At 61.4% G+C, this 16579-nt stretch carries 15 protein-coding genes and 2 tRNA genes; 16 read left to right on the plus strand and 1 reads right to left on the minus strand.

Annotation, left to right across the window (positions count from 1 at the left end; genetic code table 11):
* Positions 1-27 precede the first annotated feature (27 nt).
* The 8 genes from AC07WS_RS15605 (at position 28) to AC07WS_RS15640 (ending at position 8917) form a co-directional block, all read left to right on the plus strand.
* Positions 28-1377, plus strand: a complete 1350-nt coding sequence (locus AC07WS_RS15605) for a Gfo/Idh/MocA family protein (protein ID WP_494729963.1) — start codon at positions 28-30, stop codon at positions 1375-1377.
* A gap of 54 nt (positions 1378-1431) precedes the next feature.
* Positions 1432-2352, plus strand: coding sequence for a patatin-like phospholipase family protein (locus tag AC07WS_RS15610; RefSeq protein WP_494729964.1), 921 nt, complete (start codon positions 1432-1434; stop codon positions 2350-2352).
* A gap of 36 nt (positions 2353-2388) precedes the next feature.
* Positions 2389-2799, plus strand: coding sequence for a heme-binding protein (locus AC07WS_RS15615; RefSeq protein WP_117009896.1), 411 nt, complete (start codon positions 2389-2391; stop codon positions 2797-2799).
* A gap of 186 nt (positions 2800-2985) precedes the next feature.
* A complete protein-coding gene (locus AC07WS_RS15620) occupies positions 2986-3222 on the plus strand; it encodes a type II toxin-antitoxin system HicB family antitoxin (RefSeq protein WP_494729965.1) in 237 nt (78 codons plus the stop codon).
* Between the two features lie 227 nt (positions 3223-3449).
* Positions 3450-4613: a glutamine-hydrolyzing carbamoyl-phosphate synthase small subunit gene (gene carA / locus AC07WS_RS15625; RefSeq protein WP_494729966.1), complete on the plus strand. Its 1164-nt coding sequence runs from the start codon at positions 3450-3452 to the stop codon at positions 4611-4613.
* 1 nt (position 4614) lies between these two features.
* On the plus strand, positions 4615-7845 hold the full coding sequence (gene carB / locus AC07WS_RS15630) for a carbamoyl-phosphate synthase large subunit (protein WP_494729967.1): 3231 nt from the start codon (positions 4615-4617) through the stop codon (positions 7843-7845).
* Positions 7846-7958: 113 nt separating this feature from the next.
* Positions 7959-8435 carry a transcription elongation factor GreA gene (greA, locus tag AC07WS_RS15635; protein WP_161082377.1) on the plus strand — a complete coding sequence of 159 codons (477 nt, stop codon included), beginning with the start codon at positions 7959-7961 and terminating at the stop codon, positions 8433-8435.
* A complete protein-coding gene (locus AC07WS_RS15640; protein ID WP_494729968.1) occupies positions 8435-8917 on the plus strand; it encodes a DUF4149 domain-containing protein in 483 nt (160 codons plus the stop codon). Before greA ends, AC07WS_RS15640 begins: the two co-directional genes overlap by 1 nt.
* Before the next feature lie 68 nt (positions 8918-8985).
* On the opposite strand, the gene AC07WS_RS15645 is transcribed toward AC07WS_RS15640, so the two are convergent.
* Positions 8986-9456, minus strand: coding sequence for a YhbY family RNA-binding protein (locus AC07WS_RS15645; RefSeq protein ID WP_161098586.1), 471 nt, complete (start codon positions 9454-9456; stop codon positions 8986-8988).
* Between the two features lie 43 nt (positions 9457-9499).
* Here AC07WS_RS15645 and AC07WS_RS15650 point away from each other — a divergent pair, with 43 nt between their 5' ends.
* The 8 genes from AC07WS_RS15650 (at position 9500) to AC07WS_RS15685 (ending at position 16533) form a co-directional block, all read left to right on the plus strand.
* A complete protein-coding gene (locus AC07WS_RS15650) occupies positions 9500-10201 on the plus strand; it encodes an RlmE family RNA methyltransferase (protein WP_494729969.1) in 702 nt (233 codons plus the stop codon).
* Between the two features lie 201 nt (positions 10202-10402).
* Entirely contained in the window at positions 10403-12286 is a 1884-nt protein-coding gene (gene ftsH / locus AC07WS_RS15655) for an ATP-dependent zinc metalloprotease FtsH (protein WP_494729970.1), read from the plus strand.
* Positions 12287-12358: 72 nt separating this feature from the next.
* Positions 12359-13210 carry a dihydropteroate synthase gene (gene folP, locus AC07WS_RS15660; protein WP_494729971.1) on the plus strand — a complete coding sequence of 284 codons (852 nt, stop codon included), beginning with the start codon at positions 12359-12361 and terminating at the stop codon, positions 13208-13210.
* 12 nt (positions 13211-13222) lie between these two features.
* Positions 13223-14572 carry a phosphoglucosamine mutase gene (gene glmM / locus AC07WS_RS15665; protein WP_494729972.1) on the plus strand — a complete coding sequence of 450 codons (1350 nt, stop codon included), beginning with the start codon at positions 13223-13225 and terminating at the stop codon, positions 14570-14572.
* Positions 14573-14643: 71 nt separating this feature from the next.
* Positions 14644-14720 (plus strand) — tRNA-Pro (locus tag AC07WS_RS15670).
* Between the two features lie 107 nt (positions 14721-14827).
* Positions 14828-14902: transfer RNA gene (locus tag AC07WS_RS15675), tRNA-Arg, on the plus strand.
* A gap of 192 nt (positions 14903-15094) precedes the next feature.
* Positions 15095-15649 carry a PEP-CTERM sorting domain-containing protein gene (locus AC07WS_RS15680; protein WP_494729973.1) on the plus strand — a complete coding sequence of 185 codons (555 nt, stop codon included), beginning with the start codon at positions 15095-15097 and terminating at the stop codon, positions 15647-15649.
* A gap of 179 nt (positions 15650-15828) precedes the next feature.
* Positions 15829-16533, plus strand: coding sequence for a hypothetical protein (locus AC07WS_RS15685; RefSeq protein WP_494729974.1), 705 nt, complete (start codon positions 15829-15831; stop codon positions 16531-16533).
* Positions 16534-16579: the final 46 nt, after the last annotated feature.

Consider the following 16579-nt stretch of genomic DNA (forward strand, 5'->3'; position numbering starts at 1 on the left):
TCAACGATCACTTCCAAGGAAGAACTGATGGACAGACAATTCAATCGGCGCGATTTCCTCACTGCGGGAGCCGCGCTTGCGGGCAGCTTGATGCTGCCGAAGGTGTTCGCCGCCACGCGTGAGCGGGTGCGCATCGGCATGATAGGCACCGGCATGCGCGGCCAGGTGCTGCTGCAGGAACTGCTGCGCCGCGACGACGTCGAAGTTGTCGCGCTGTGCGACATCGATCCGGCCATGCTGGGCCGCGCGCTCAAGCAAGTGGAAAAATCCGGCAAGGCCAAGCCCAAAACCTTCGGCGAGGACAGCGACCCGCAAGCCTACAAGCGTATGCTGGACGCCGGCGCGCTGGATGGCGTGATCATCGCCACGCCATGGGAATGGCACGCACCGATGGCCATCGCCGCCATGCAGGCCAAGGTGCCCGTGGGCTGCGAGGTGGTGGCCGGCATCACGCTGCAGGACCACTGGGATGTGCTGAACACCCAACTGAAGACCAACACGCCGTATATGCTGCTGGAGAACGTGTGCTTCCGCCGCGACGTCATGGCGGTGCTGCAGATGGTGCGTTCCGGCTTGTTCGGCGAGCTGGTACACCTGCAGGGAGGCTACCAGCACGACCTGCGCGCGGTGAAGTTCACCAACGGCGATCCGGCCAAGCCGTATGGCGGCGTGGACTTCGGCGCCAAGGGCTGGTCGGAAGCGAAGTGGCGCACCGAGCACTCGGTGCAGCGCAACGGCGAGCTGTATCCCAGCCACGGCATCGGCCCGTGCGCGATGTACGCCAACATCAACCGCGGCAACCGCTTCACCCGCATCAACAGCTTCGCCACCAAGGCGCGCGGCCTGCACGACTACATCGTCAAGCAGCCCGGCGGCGCGGCCAGTCCGAGCGCGAAGGTGCAGTTCAAGCTGGGCGACGTGGTCACCACCACGCTGGCCTGCGAGAACGGCGAGACCATCATGCTGCAGCACGACACCTCGCTACCGCGCCCGTATTCATTGGGCTTCCGCGTGCAGGGCACGGACGGGCTGTGGATGGACGTGAACCATTCCATCCACATCGAGGGCAAGAGCAAGCCGCACCAGTGGGAGGACTTCCAGCCCTGGCAGGACAAGTACGACCATCCGCTGTGGCGCAAACACGCCAGGGACGCGGAGGGCGCCGGCCATGGCGGCATGGACTTCTTCGTCATTCAGTCCTTCATCGAGGCGCTAAAGGCGAGGGCGCCGATGCCGATCGATATCTACGACGCGGTGACGTGGAGCGCCATCTCGCCGCTGTCGGAGCAGTCTATCGCGCAGAACTTCCAGACGCTGGACTTCCCCGACTTCACGGCCGGGGCCTGGAAGACGCGCAAGCCGATCTTCGCGCTGTAAGGTAGGTTACAATCTGCTGCGCCTAAACCCAGCACCAGCAGATTGAACTCCTACATGCCATCACGCCGCCTTTCCCTTGTCGCTTTAACCATCTTCGCCGCAGCCGCCATGGTCGGCTGCAAGACCAATCCTTCGATTGAAACCCCTTCGGCGCCGCTGGCGGTGCCGGAGCCGCTGCCGCCCAAGAAGATCAAGATCGGCCTGGCGCTGGGCGGCGGCGCCGCACGCGGCTTCGCCCACATCGGCGTGATCAAGGCGCTGGAGGCGCAGGGCATCTACGCCGACATCGTGGTCGGCACCAGCGCCGGCAGCGTGGTCGGCGCGCTGTACGCGGCCGGCAACAGCGGCTTCCAGTTGCAGAAGGTGGCGATGGAGATGGACGAGGCGGCGATCTCCGACTGGGCCGTGCCGCTGTTCGGCAAAAGCTCCGGCGTGCTGAAAGGCGAGGCGCTGCAGACCTACGTCAACAAGGCGGTCAACAACCAGCCGATCGAGAAGCTCAAGATTCCGTTCGGCGCGGTGGCATCGGACCTGAAGACCGGCCAGCCCATCCTCTTCCAGCGCGGGAACACGGGCATGGCGGTGCGGGCGTCGTCCTCGGTGCCGGGCGTGTTCCAGCCGGTGGTCATCAACGGCCGCTCCTACGTGGACGGCGGCCTGGTGGCGCCGGTGCCGGTGCGCTTCGCGCGCGACATGGGCGCGGACTTCGTCATCGCCGTCAACATCTCCACCCAGGCCGACGTGCAGGCCACCGTCAGTTCGCTCGACGTGATCATGCAGACCTTCAGCATCATGGGCCAGCGCATCAACCAGTACGAATTGAAGGATGCGGACGTGGTCATCTCGCCTAGCCTGGGCAAGATGGCGGGCAACGACTTCGCCGGCCGCAACCAGGCGATCCTGGCGGGCGAACAGGCCGCCGCGCAGGTGATGGCGCAGATCAAGCAGAAACTGGAAGCCAAGCGCAAACCATAGCGGTACAATATCCGGTCCAAGAATAAGGAAGAGCACATGCAAACCAAACCATACCTGTCGCTTGCCGACATCAAGAAGATCGCCGCCGGCGCCGAAGCCGAGGCAGTGGCCCATAACTGGCCGGTCGTGATCGCCATTGTGGACGACGGCGGCCATCTGCTGTGGCTGCAGCGCCAGGACGGCGCCGCGCCGCTGTCGTCGCACATCGCGCCGGCCAAGGCGCGCGTGTCGGCGCTGGGCCGCCGCGAATCGAAGATCTATGAAGACATGATCAACAACGGCCGCACCGCCTTCCTGAGCGCTCCGGCGCCGATGGCGGACGGCCTGCTGGAAGGCGGCGTGCCCATCATCGTTGACGGCCATGTGGTAGGCGCCGTCGGCGTCTCGGGCGTCAAGTCGGCCGAGGATGTGCAGGTCGCCAAGGCCGGCATCGCCGCGCTGAACTAAGCAACACCGTCCCACAAGAATGCCGCCTGGCTCAAAACCAGGCGGCATTTTCTATTGGAGAATCAAGGCAGCATGCAGACCGCATGTCTATAATGTGATATCGCCAGCGATATCGCTGCGATGCCATGACACCTGCGTTGCTTGACGACGTGTCCGTTTGGGAAGCGTATTTGCGAGGAGACGGTGATGGCCGCAAAAAGTGATAGCAAAGTTCGGGCAATTCTTGCTCGTCCTTATGTGCGCAGACTCCTGCCGGACGAAGCGGGTGGCTACGCCGCCTATATCCATGAGTTTCCAGGATGCGTTGCCGAGGGCAAGACTGCCGATGAGGCATTGTTTAATTTGGATAAAGCTGCCGCGTCATGGCTCGCTACAGCTGCCGGCCGAGTCGACACCAAAGTCCAGCGCCAATATTGCAAGTAAATAAAGCGCCCCCGCCAGTGGGGATTTTGCAGGTATTTCGCCGGCGGTCCATTGCCAAGCAGGGGAGATTTGGTTATAATTCAAAGGTTTAGCCAATCTCACCTCTACCGTAGCGACTACCACTCACTCCATCATCAATTGACCTTCCACCCCGGCCTGCGACGGCGGGGGACACACGACGGTCGTCTGACGTGGCGCAGCTACGGTAACTTTATCAGGAGTTGCCCTTGCCGCCATTTTTTTCTGGCCCTGCCGTTCCAGCCATACTGGCCCTCGCTGACGGAACCATTTTCAAAGGTTTTTCGATCGGCGCCGCCGGCCATACGACCGGCGAAGTGGTCTTTAACACTTCCATGACCGGCTATCAGGAAATCCTGACCGATCCCTCCTACAGCCGCCAGATCGTCACGCTGACGTATCCGCATATCGGCAATACCGGCGTCAACCCGGAAGACGTCGAATCGACCAAAGTCCACGCAGCCGGTTTAATCATCCGTGACCTGCCGCTGATGGCGTCCAATTTCCGCTCCACCCAGTCGCTGTCCGACTACCTGAAGGCCGAGAACATCGTCGCCATCGCCGGTATCGACACCCGCAAGCTGACCCGCATCCTGCGCGAGAAGGGCGCCCAATCCGGCGCCATCCTGGTGGGCACCCAGGGCAACGAGCCGTCCGCGACGCAAGCGCTGGACCTGGCCCGCTCCTTCCCCGGAATCACCGGCATGGACCTGGCCAAAGTCGTCACCGTCAAGTCGCAGTACGAGTACACCGAAACCGAATGGACGCTGGGCCAAGGCTACGGCAAGCTCGTAGATCCCAAGTTCCACGTGGTCGCCTACGACTTTGGCGTCAAGCGCAACATCCTGCGCATGCTGACCGCGCGCGGCTGCAAGGTCACCGTGGTGCCGGCGCAAACTTCCGCCGCCGACGTGCTGGCCCTGAACCCGGACGGCGTGTTCCTGTCGAACGGCCCAGGCGATCCTGAGCCGTGCGACTACGCGATCGCCGCCGCCAAGGTCTTCATGGAGAAGAAGCTGCCGCTGTTCGGCATCTGCCTCGGTCACCAGATCATGGGCCTGGCCTCGGGCGCGAAGACGCTGAAGATGAAGTTCGGCCACCACGGCGCCAACCACCCGGTGCAGGACCTGGACAGCAAACAAGTGCTGATCACGTCCCAGAACCACGGCTTCGCCGTCGACCCGGACACCTTGCCGGCCAACTGCCGCGTAACCCACAAATCGCTGTTCGACGGTTCGCTGCAGGGCTTCGCCCGCACCGACACGCCGGCCTTCTGCTTCCAGGGCCACCCTGAAGCATCGCCCGGCCCGACTGACGTCGCTTACCTGTTTGACCGCTTCATCGGCATGATGGAAGCAACGGAGAAAAAATAAGATGCCTAAACGTACAGACATTAAAAGTATTCTGATTATTGGCGCTGGCCCGATCATCATCGGCCAGGCTTGCGAGTTCGATTATTCCGGCGCACAGGCCTGCAAGGCCCTGCGCGAAGAGGGCTACAAAGTCATCCTGGTCAACAGCAATCCAGCGACCATCATGACCGACCCGGAAATGGCCGACGTCACCTACATCGAGCCTATCACCTGGCAAGTCGTCGAGCGCATCATCGCCAAGGAAAAGCCGGACGCGATCCTGCCGACCATGGGCGGCCAGACCGCGCTGAACTGCGCGCTGGACCTGCATCGCCACGGCATCCTGGACAAGTACAAGGTTGAACTGATCGGCGCCACCCCGGAAGCCATCGACAAGGCCGAGGACCGCTCCAAGTTCAAGGACGCGATGACCAAGATCGGCCTGGGTTCGGCCAAGTCGGGCGTTTCGCACACCATGGAAGAATCGTGGGCCGTGCAGCGCACGCTGGGCTTCCCGGTCATCATCCGTCCGTCGTTCACGATGGGCGGCACCGGCGGCGGCATCGCCTACAACGAAGAAGAATTCGAGACCATCTGCAAACGCGGCCTGGAAGCTTCGCCGACCTCCGAACTGCTGATCGAAGAATCGCTGATCGGCTGGAAGGAGTACGAGATGGAAGTGGTGCGCGACAAGGCGGACAACTGCATCATCATCTGCTCGATCGAAAACCTGGACCCGATGGGCGTGCACACCGGCGACTCGATCACCGTGGCGCCAGCGCAGACGCTCACCGACAAGGAATACCAGATCATGCGCAACGCCTCGCTGGCGGTGCTGCGTGAAATCGGCGTCGACACCGGCGGCTCCAACGTGCAGTTCTCGATCAACCCGGCCGACGGCCGCATGATCGTCATCGAAATGAATCCGCGCGTATCGCGTTCGTCGGCACTGGCGTCGAAGGCCACCGGCTTCCCGATCGCGAAAGTGGCGGCCAAGCTGGCTGTGGGCTTCACGCTCGACGAACTGCGCAACGAGATCACCGGCGGCGCGACCCCGGCCTCGTTCGAACCGTCGATCGACTACGTCGTCACCAAGATCCCGCGCTTCACGTTCGAGAAGTTCCCGACCGCCGACCACCACCTGACCACGCAAATGAAATCGGTCGGCGAAGTGATGGCGATCGGCCGCACCTTCCAGGAATCGTTCCAGAAAGCGCTGCGCGGCCTGGAAGTGGGCGTCGATGGCCTGAACGAAAAAACCAAGGACCGCGAGAAGATCGAAGAGGAACTGGGCGAGCCTGGTCCTGAGCGCATCTGGTACGTGGGCGACGCGTTCGCCCAGGGCTTCACGCTGGAAGAAGTGCACAACCTGACCAGGATCGATCCGTGGTTCCTGATCCAGATTAAAGAGATCGTGGACCTGGAACTGTGGATGGACACGCAGAAGCTGGAGCAGATCGACCGCAACACGCTGTACAAGCTGAAGCAAAAGGGTTTCTCGGATCGCCGCCTGGCCTTCCTGCTGCAGACCGATGCCAAGACCGTGCGCGCCAAGCGCCATGAGCTCAACATCCGTCCCGTGTACAAGCGCGTGGACACCTGCGCGGCGGAGTTCTCGACCAACACCGCCTACATGTACTCGACCTACGATGAAGAGTGCGAGTCCAACCCGACCGACAAGAAGAAGATCATGGTGCTGGGCGGTGGCCCTAACCGTATCGGCCAGGGTATCGAATTCGACTACTGCTGCGTGCACGCGGCGCTGGCGATGCGCGAAGACGGCTACGAGACCATCATGGTCAACTGCAATCCGGAGACCGTGTCGACCGACTACGATACCTCCGACCGCCTGTACTTCGAGTCGCTGACCTTGGAAGACGTGCTGGAAATCGTCGAACTGGAAAAACCGGTCGGCGTGATCGTGCAGTACGGCGGCCAGACCCCGTTGAAACTGGCGCTGGACCTGGAAGCGAACGGTGTGCCTATCGTCGGCACCTCGCCGGACATGATCGACGCCGCCGAAGACCGCGAGCGTTTCCAGCAGCTGCTGCACAAGCTGAATCTGCGCCAGCCGCCTAACCGCACCGCGCGCACCGAAGCCGACGCCCTGGCGCTGGCACAGGAAATCGGCTACCCGCTGGTGGTGCGTCCTTCCTACGTGCTGGGCGGCCGCGCGATGGAAATCGTCCACGAGCAGCGCGACCTGGAGCGCTACATGCGCGAAGCGGTCAAGGTATCGCACGATTCGCCGGTGTTGCTGGACCGCTTCCTGAACGACGCCATCGAGTGCGACGTCGATTGCATCTCCGACGGCGAAACCACCTTCATTGGCGGCGTGATGGAACACATCGAACAAGCCGGCGTGCACTCGGGCGACTCGGCCTGCTCGCTGCCGCCTTACTCGCTGGCGCAGGAGACCATCGATGAACTGAAGCGCCAGACCGCGCTGATGGCCAAGGGCCTGAACGTGGTCGGCCTGATGAACGTGCAGTTCGCGATCCAGAAGCAGGAACGCGACGGCGAACTGCGCGACGTGGTCTATGTGCTGGAAGTGAACCCACGCGCCTCGCGCACCGTGCCGTTCGTGTCCAAGGCCACCGGCCTGCAGCTGGCGAAGATCGCCGCGCGCTGCATGGTCGGCCAGACCCTGGCGCAGCAGGGCATCACGCACGAAGTCGTGCCGGCTTACTTCAGCGTCAAGGAAGCCGTGTTCCCGTTCGTGAAATTCCCTGGCGTCGACACCATCCTCGGACCTGAGATGAAATCGACCGGTGAAGTTATGGGCGTCGGCAAGACCTTCGGCGAAGCCTTCGTCAAGTCGCAGATGGGCGCCGGCATCAAGCTGCCGAAGTCGGGCAAGGTGTTCCTGTCGGTGAAATCGTCGGACAAGCCACGCGCCGTGAAAGTGGCGCGCGACCTGGTGGACATCGGCTTCACGCTGGTGGCGACCAAGGGCACGGCGGCCGTCATCGCGGCGGCCGGCATCCCGGTCACGCCGGTGAACAAGGTGGTCGAGGGCCGTCCGCACGTGGTCGACATGATCAAGAACCACGAAATCGTCCTGGTGATCAACACGGTGGAAGAGAAGCGCAGCGCCATCACCGACTCGCGTGCCATCCGCACGTCGTCGCTGGCCTCGCGCGTGACCACCTACACCACCATCGCCGGCGCGGAAGCGGCGGTCGAGGGCATCCGTCATTTGGACGAGTTGCAAGTGTACGATTTACAAGGGCTGCATAAAACCTTACACTAAGGTTCTTTCGTCGCCTCGGTGACGGGAAACAGTACCTTTTAACCACAGAGCTCGCGCTGCAGGTTGGCGTGGCCTCTGTGGTTTTCCATTGTAACAACAGAGTAAATATAAACATGACTTCAGTTCCACTTACCAAGTTCGGCGCAGAGCTCCTGAAAGAAGAGCTGCACCAGTTGAAGACCAAAGAACGCCGTATCGTGATCGACGCGATTGCTGAAGCGCGTTCGCATGGCGATCTGTCGGAAAACGCCGAGTACGATGCCGCCAAGGAGCGCCAGGCGTTCGTCGAAGGCCGCATCGCGGAACTGGAAGGTAAGCTGAGCGCAGCGCAGATCATCGATCCGACCCAGCTCGACGCCGATGGCCGCGTGGTGTTCGCGTCGACCGTGGACCTGGAGGACCTGGAATCGGGCGCGAAAGTGACCTACCAGATCGTCGGCCTGGACGAGGCGGACCTGAAACTGAGCAAGGTGTCGGTGACTTCGCCGATCGCCCGCGCGCTGATCGGCAAGTCGGCCGGCGACGTGGTGGAAGTGCAGGCGCCGTCCGGCCCGCGCGAATACGAAATCCTGGAAGTGCGATACATCTGATGCTGCTTGCGCGTACACGTTTGCTGGTCGCGACGCTGTGGGCGGGCAGTTTGTGGGCGGTCGGCTATCTGGCCGCGCCGACGCTGTTCGCCACGCTGAGCGACCGGGTGCTGGCCGGCACCATCGCCGCCAGCCTGTTCAAGAATCAAGCCTGGCTGTCGATCGCCTGCGCGCTGGTGATGCTGGTGCTGCTGTGGGTGAGCAAGGGTGCGGAGACGGGCGGCATCTTTGCTGGCTCGGCCGCCAACTCGGCCGCCAAGACGCGCCGCATGTTGCTGCTGATCGTCTCGACGATGCTCGCTTGCACGCTGGTGTCGCACTTCGGCCTGCAGCCGATGATGTCTGCCTTGCGTGCCGCGGCGGGGCCGGGCGGTGTGATGGATGGCGCCGCTCAGAACGAGTTCGGCGTGTTGCACGGCATTTCCAGCAGCATCTACCTGGTGCAGAGCTTGCTGGCCGCGTGGCTGGTGGTGAAACAGTAACGGTTAAATAGTAATACGGTAATAACAGTTTCGTCCTTTCCCAGGCGGGAAAGGACGATGCATCTGGCTTATTTCGAGCCCAGTGCGCTCTTCTTGGTCGACTTCTGCAGTGGCTTGGCGCGTTTGATATTGCCGCCTTGGGTCACGCGTTCATTCCCCTTGAGCAGTACCTTGGTCACCGACGGACGCTTGGTGCCGCTTGGGCTGGGCTTGACGATGGTCACTTCGCGCAGGCCCTTGCCGGAAGTCGAACGGGCTTTTTCCGTTTCAAGCTTCGGACGGTACAGCACCAGCAGCTTGCCGATGTGTTGCACCGGCGCCGCATCCAGCTTTTCGCAGATGGTGTCGTACATTTCGGCGCGGGCTTCGCGGTCGTCGCCGAACACGCGGACCTTGATCAGGCCGTGCGAGTCCAGTCCCAGCGAGATTTCCTTGAGGACGTTGGCTGTCAGCCCAGCCTCGCCGATCAGGACGATGGGCTTGAGACCATGCGCTTCGGCGCGCAGAGCGCTGCGCTCAACAGGTGTAAGTTTTTGCATAATATATTTTTAGTGGTTCCCTTAAAGGCAGTATTCTACGCGAATGAAGAAGAAGAAATTAAACAAAAACTGGTTGCACGACCACATTAACGACCCTTACGTGAAATTGGCGCAAAAAGAGGGCTACCGCGCCCGCGCCGCATTCAAGCTCAAGGAGATCGATGAGGACGAGCACCTGATCAAGCCCGGACAGGTCATCGTCGACCTCGGCTGCACCCCCGGCAGCTGGGGGCAGTACACGCGCCGCAAGCTGGCCGGCAAGGAGGGCGGGGGCATCAACGGCACGCTGATCGGCCTGGATCTGCTGCCGATGGAGCCGATCGCCGACTTCCACTTCATCCAGGGCGATTTCCGCGAGCCCGAGGTGCTGCAGTTGTTGGAAGATCATGTCAAAGGTCAAAAAGTCGACCTGGTGCTGTCGGACATGGCGCCCAATTTGTCCGGCATCCCGGATTCGGACGCCGCGCGCATGGAACATCTGATCGATTTGGCAATTGAATTCTCCCAGGCCCACCTGAAACCGACCGGCTCGCTGCTGGTGAAATGTTTTAAAGACATGGGTTTTAACGATATCGTGCTCAAATTCCGCCGCGAATTCAAAACCGTGATCCAGAAAAAACCGAAAGCGAGCCGCGATAAATCCTCCGAGATTTTCCTGCTGGGGCGCGGCCTGAAAAATCCGACCGACGGCATGAGCTCGTCGCAACCGCTGGAATTGGACGATTTCCCCCACGCCCGCCCTTGATATTTGACGCATGGCCCGCACATCGGCACGGTGGCGATCAGTTTTGACTTGATCGCACCGGTATTTTGGTCAAATAATGTGTTTTACGGCTGGAATTTTGGCCGCACGCGCAGGCGGGCTTCTGGCACCGCCTGCTTATTGCGAGTAAAATCGGGTTTCTAGCTATCGGTTAAAAGATGCGCCTGCATCCAAGGAGTTTTCGTGAATAACATGTTTTCCAAATCAGCCATCTGGGTGGTAGTGGTCCTGCTGCTGCTGATGCTGTACAAGCAGTTTGACAGCCACGGCGTCACCGCCGGCGCCAAACCCATCGCTTATTCCGATTTGCTGGATGAGGTCAAGGCCAAGCGCATCAAGGATGTGGTGATCGAAGGCGCCAACATCACGGCCACCCGTAGCGACGACACCAAGGTGCGCGCCACCGCCACCGGCCTCGACCGTGGCCTGGTCGGCGACCTGCGCGACAACGGCGTGCACTTCGACGTGCGTCCGCCAGAAGAACCATCGTTCCTGCAGCAAGTGTTCGTGTCCTGGTTCCCGATGCTGCTGCTGATCGGCGTGTGGATCTTCTTCATGCGCCAGATGCAGGGCGGCGGCAAGGGCGGGGCGTTCTCCTTCGGTAAGTCGAAGGCGCGCATGATGGACGAAACCAACAACACCGTCACCTTTGCCGACGTCGCCGGTTGCGACGAGGCGAAGGAAGAAGTCAACGAGATCGTCGACTTCCTCAAGGACCCGAGCAAATTCCAGAAACTGGGCGGCCGCATTCCGCGCGGCGTGCTGATGGTCGGTCCTCCGGGCACGGGTAAAACCCTGCTGGCGCGCGCCATCGCCGGCGAAGCCAAGGTGCCGTTCTTCTCGATCTCCGGTTCGGACTTCGTCGAGATGTTCGTCGGCGTGGGCGCGTCCCGCGTGCGCGACATGTTCGAGAACGCCAAGAAGCATTCGCCTTGCATCATCTTCATCGACGAGATCGACGCTGTCGGCCGCCATCGCGGCGCCGGCATGGGCGGCGGCAACGACGAGCGCGAACAGACGCTGAACCAGCTGCTGGTGGAAATGGACGGCTTCGAAGCGTCGTCCGGCGTGATCGTGGTGGCCGCCACCAACCGCGCCGACGTGCTGGACAAGGCGCTGCTGCGTCCGGGCCGTTTCGACCGTCAAGTCTCGGTCGGCCTGCCGGACATCCGCGGCCGCGAACAGATCCTGAACGTCCACATGCGCAAAGTGCCTATCGGCACCGACGTCAAGGCCGACATCCTGGCCCGCGGCACGCCTGGCTTCTCGGGCGCGGACCTGGCCAACCTGGTCAACGAGGCCGCCCTGTTCGCCGCGCGCCGCAGCAAGCGCCTGGTCGACATGATCGACTTCGAGGACGCCAAGGACAAGATCTTCATGGGGCCGGAACGCAAGTCGATGATCATCCGCGAGGAAGAGCGCCGCAACACCGCGTATCACGAGTCCGGCCACGCCGTGGTCGCCAAGCTGTTGCCGAAGGCCGATCCGGTCCACAAAGTGACCATTATGCCGCGCGGCTGGGCACTGGGCCTGACCTGGCAGCTGCCTGAGCACGACAATATCTCGGGCTACAAGGACAAGATGCTGGAAGAAATTTCCATCCTGTTCGGCGGCCGCATCGCCGAGGAAATCTTCGTCGGCCAGATGTCAACCGGCGCCTCGAACGACTTCTCGCGCGCCACCAAGCTGGCCCGCTCGATGGTGACCCGCTTCGGCATGTCCGACAGCATGGGCGTGATGGTCTACGAAGACAGCCAGAACGACGGCTTCTTCGGCGGCGCCTCGAAGACGATTTCGGAAGCGACCCAGCAAATGGTCGACGCCGAGATCCGCGCCATCCTGGATCAGCAATACAAGCTGGCGCGCAAGCTGCTGGAAGAGAACCGCGACAAGGTCGAAGTGATGACCAAGGCGCTGCTGGAATGGGAAACCATCGATGCCGATCAGATCAACGACATCATGTCCGGCCTGGAGCCGCGTGCGCCGAAAGCCGGCGTGACGATCCGCAAGCATCCGCCCAGCGACGGCGGCTCGGGCGTATCGCCCAGCGTGACTGCGCCAGCCTGATACGTGGCTGAACGCTGAGATGGAGGGTGGGGAGCGATCCTCGCCCTTTTTTTATTTTTCTTCCGGTTTTACATGCGATCCACTTTACAGTTCGGCCGTTTCAACTACCCGTGGCGGGGCGACCGTGCCCGCGCCCGCGTGATGGGCATCCTCAACGTCACCCCCGATTCCTTCTCGGACGGCGGCCAGCACCAGTCGCTGGAGTTCGCCATCTCCCACGCCGAGCAGATGATTTTGGACGGGGTGGATATCATCGACGTCGGCGGCGAGTCCAGCCGTCCGGGCGCTCCGCCGCTGCCGCTGGCGCAGGAGTTGCAGCGCGTGATGCCGGTGCTGTACGCGCTGCGCGACCTTGGCCCGGCCATCTCGGTCGATACCTACAAGCCAGAGGTGATGCGCGAAGCCATCATCGCCGGCGTCGACATGATCAACGATATCAACGGCTTCCGCGCGCCGGGCGCCATCGCTGCGGTGCGCGATAGCGACTGCGGCTTGTGTATCATGCACATGCAAAGCGACCCCCAGCACATGCAGCTGGCGCCCAGCTACACCGACGTGGTGGCCGAAGTCACCGCCTTCCTGCGCGAGCGCATCGAAGCGCTGACAGCGGCCGGCATTGATCCGCGTCGACTGTGCATCGATCCGGGTTTTGGATTCGGCAAGACTGTGGAGCATAATTACGCCTTGTTGAAAGCCACTGCGCAGCTGATCGCGGAACTGGACGTGCCGCTGCTGGCCGGGCTGTCGCGCAAATCGATGGTGGGTGCGGTGACCGGCAGGCCGGTCGAGCAGCGCATGGCCGGCAGCGTCGGCGGCGCGCTGGCCGCGGTGGCGCAGGGCGCGTTGATCGTGCGCGTGCACGATGTGGCGGAAACGGTGGATGCGCTTAAAGTATGGCAGGCAGGAACTAACCTACAACGATAAAGAGAACACACAATGTCACGTAAATATTTTGGAACTGACGGCATCCGCGGCCTGGTGGGCGTGTCGCCGATTACGCCGGACTTCGTCATGCGCCTCGGTTATGCGGCCGGCAAGGTGCTGGCCAGCACCCGCAGCGGCTCGGTGCGTCCGACGGTTTTGATCGGCAAGGATACCCGCATCTCCGGCTATATGCTGGAGGCGGCGCTGGAGGCGGGCTTCTCGGCCGCCGGCGTCGACGTCATGCTGGCCGGCCCGATGCCGACCCCGGCCATCGCCTACCTGACGCGCGCGCTGCGCCTGTCGGCCGGCGTGGTGATTTCGGCGTCGCACAACCCGTTCCAGGACAACGGCATCAAATTCTTCTCCGACCAGGGCACCAAGCTGCCGGACGCGGTCGAGCTGGAAATCGAAGCCGCGCTGGACATGCCGATGGATTGCGTGTCGTCGGAAAAACTGGGCCGCGCCAAACGCCTGGACGACGCCCACGGCCGCTATATCGAATTCTGCAAGAGCACCTTCCCGAACGAGCTGGACCTGCGCGGCCTGAAGCTGGTGGTCGATTGCGCCCACGGCGCAGCCTACAACATCGCCCCGCACGTGTTCCACGAGCTGGGCGCTGAAGTGGTTGCCATCGGCAACAAGCCGGACGGCTTCAACATCAACCTGGGCCACGGCGCCACCGCACCGGAAGCCATGGCCGCCGCCGTGCGCGCCCACGGCGCCGACCTCGGCATTGCGCTGGACGGCGACGCCGACCGCCTGATCATGTGCGACGCCAACGGCCGCCTGTACAACGGCGACGAGCTGCTGTACCTGATGGTCATGGACCGCCTGGCGACCGGCCCGGTGGCGGGCGCGGTTGGCACCTTGATGACCAATATGGCGGTCGAGGTGGCGCTGAAAGAGAAGGGCATCGGCTTCGCCCGCGCCAAGGTGGGCGACCGCTATGTGCTGGAGGTGATGAAGGACAAGGGCTGGCTGCTGGGCGGCGAGGGCTCGGGCCACCTGCTGTGCCTGGACAAGCACACCACCGGCGACGGCATCATCTCGGCGCTGCAAGTGTTGTCGGCGCTCAAGCGCGCCGGCAAGTCGCTGGAGGAGTGCGCTGGCGACCTGGTGATCTTCCCGCAGACGCTGGTCAACGTGCGCGTCTCGCCTGGCTTCGACTGGACCAAGAACGCGGCCATGGTCGCGGAGAAGGAACTGGTCGAGCGCGAGCTGGGCGACAGCGGCCGCGTGCTGATCCGCGCCTCCGGCACGGAACCTTTGATCCGCGTGATGGTCGAAGCACGCAACGCCAGCGATGCGCAGTCGATGGCGCGCCGAATCGCGGACAAAGTGGAAACCCAGCTGGCTGCGTAAAATTTCAACAGTGTAATAATTTGCTGGCCTTGCATTGACGTAGAGGGAGGCAAGCGTTAGAATACTGTCTTCGGAGTGTGGCGCAGCCCGGTAGCGCACCTGGTTTGGGACCAGGGGGTCCAAGGTTCGAATCCTTGTACTCCGACCAAAAACTTTAAAACGGGTTGTCGAAAGACGACCCGTTTTTCATTTGTGGCACGGATCAAAGTCGTCACAAAGCTGCCGCTAGTGGTTAGAATACTGACTACATGAAAACCGCCTGTCGTTCAACGGATAGGACCTCGCTCTTCTAAAGCGATCATGGGGGTTCGATTCCCTCCGGGCGGACCATTCATCTCCCTCCAAGCCGCCATTTTCACAGATCTGCAGTTGATGGCCGCTTGCATCTTGCTAGTGTGGTGGTCCGGCAACTAGGCATGTAAAACATGCGAAATAATAAATCGTGCTACGCTAAGAGCGTCGAATATTGATGGTATGGGCATTTAGGTACGTTTTTTTAAACTACTTCGAATGAGTTTCCTTATGCTAAATAAATTCCTCTGCACGGGCTTTTTGGCCGCCAATTGCCTGGCCGCCCAAGCCGAACAAAACTGGACCTTCACCTTCACTGGTTTTTACGACCAGGAAGCCAACATCTTTTTGCCTGAGCAGCGGCTCACCGGCAAATTCTCCGGCACCGATCTGAATGGAAACGGCATCCTTGAACAGAGCGAGGTCAGGGGGCTGCATGTGGACGGCGTCGCCGATTTCAGCAACTGCCATCCCGAGCAATATTATGTTTGCAGCATCTCCAGCTTTTCTTACCGTTTGGGTGGAAAACTATACTTTGACGCCAGCTGGGCCGGCTGGGATCCGGAGGGCTACCTCGACACCGGGCGCAGCGTGCGGACCTATGATGTCGATTATTACCATCGGCGGGTAGGCCCATGGCCAGGTAACCTCACCGAGCACCACCTGCTCTGGACGCCGCAAACCCAACAAACGATCCTGGGACCAGTGCCCGAGCCTGCCAGTTACGCAATGTTGGGCCTTGGTCTGCTAGGCCTGATGTTGTACAAGCGCCGCCAGAGCGTTTAAGCCTCGAAGCAAGCACAAGCATCACCCGGCCGGCAGGGAACTGCCGGCCGGGTGATGCTTATCGCCGTTTGCGGCTCTCCCCGAATGTGAAAGGCACAGACCTTCTTGGTCCGAGAGGAGGCCTTGGTTCGCGCATATTATTGGTACACTGCTGCATCTGAAAATTTTGAGAGAAGAAAATGATATCCGGCACAGTTCCCAATAATGCGACTACCGAAGAGACTTGTTCCTGGTTGAGTGCGCAAAACGGCAAGCCGTGGAATCTGGCGCGTTTGCTTGAAGCGGGTTTGACTCCCCATGTATGGCTGGACTATTCGGAGGAATATGCCGGATTATTTGCCGAAGGAATTACACGATATCCGGCGCCGATATTCTTTATCGAGGACACGCAGCGCTTGATCGCCGGTAGCGGCGATGTATTAATCCGGATGACGCGCGATTCGGATCGGATATCATTTAAACTCAAGCCGCCAGGCATCACCATGCCCCTGGATGCATTGCGTTTCTTTCAAAGGGATATAACCGACTTATTGGAAAGAATCTTGCACCCGAAAGAGGAGGTGGCCGCTCCCGCGCCTAAAGAGATACTGAAGGGACTCACCAGGGACGAAGTGCTTCATATATTCGGCGGCATGGCCAAGCTGGATCTGGAAAAATCCCTCGCCAGCGGCATCGGCATATTTGGCGACGATGGCGCAAGAGTCCGAAAGAATTCCCGGGCCGGCAAAAATACCCATCTGTGGAATCCGGTCACCCTGGCGCTGGGATTGAACGACGTTTATCGCGTGCCGATGTCGCACCTGAAGAAAGCCTTCGCCACCCAGCCGGACTTGCGGCCATGGAAAGCCGCGTGGCTGGAGTCCCTCGCTCTGCTGGGAGAGTAGAATTATGCCAATAATTAGCTTGTACGCGCCGCTTTCTGGCGCGCAT

Source organism: Duganella sp. GW821-FHT01E12 (assembly GCF_059422325.1).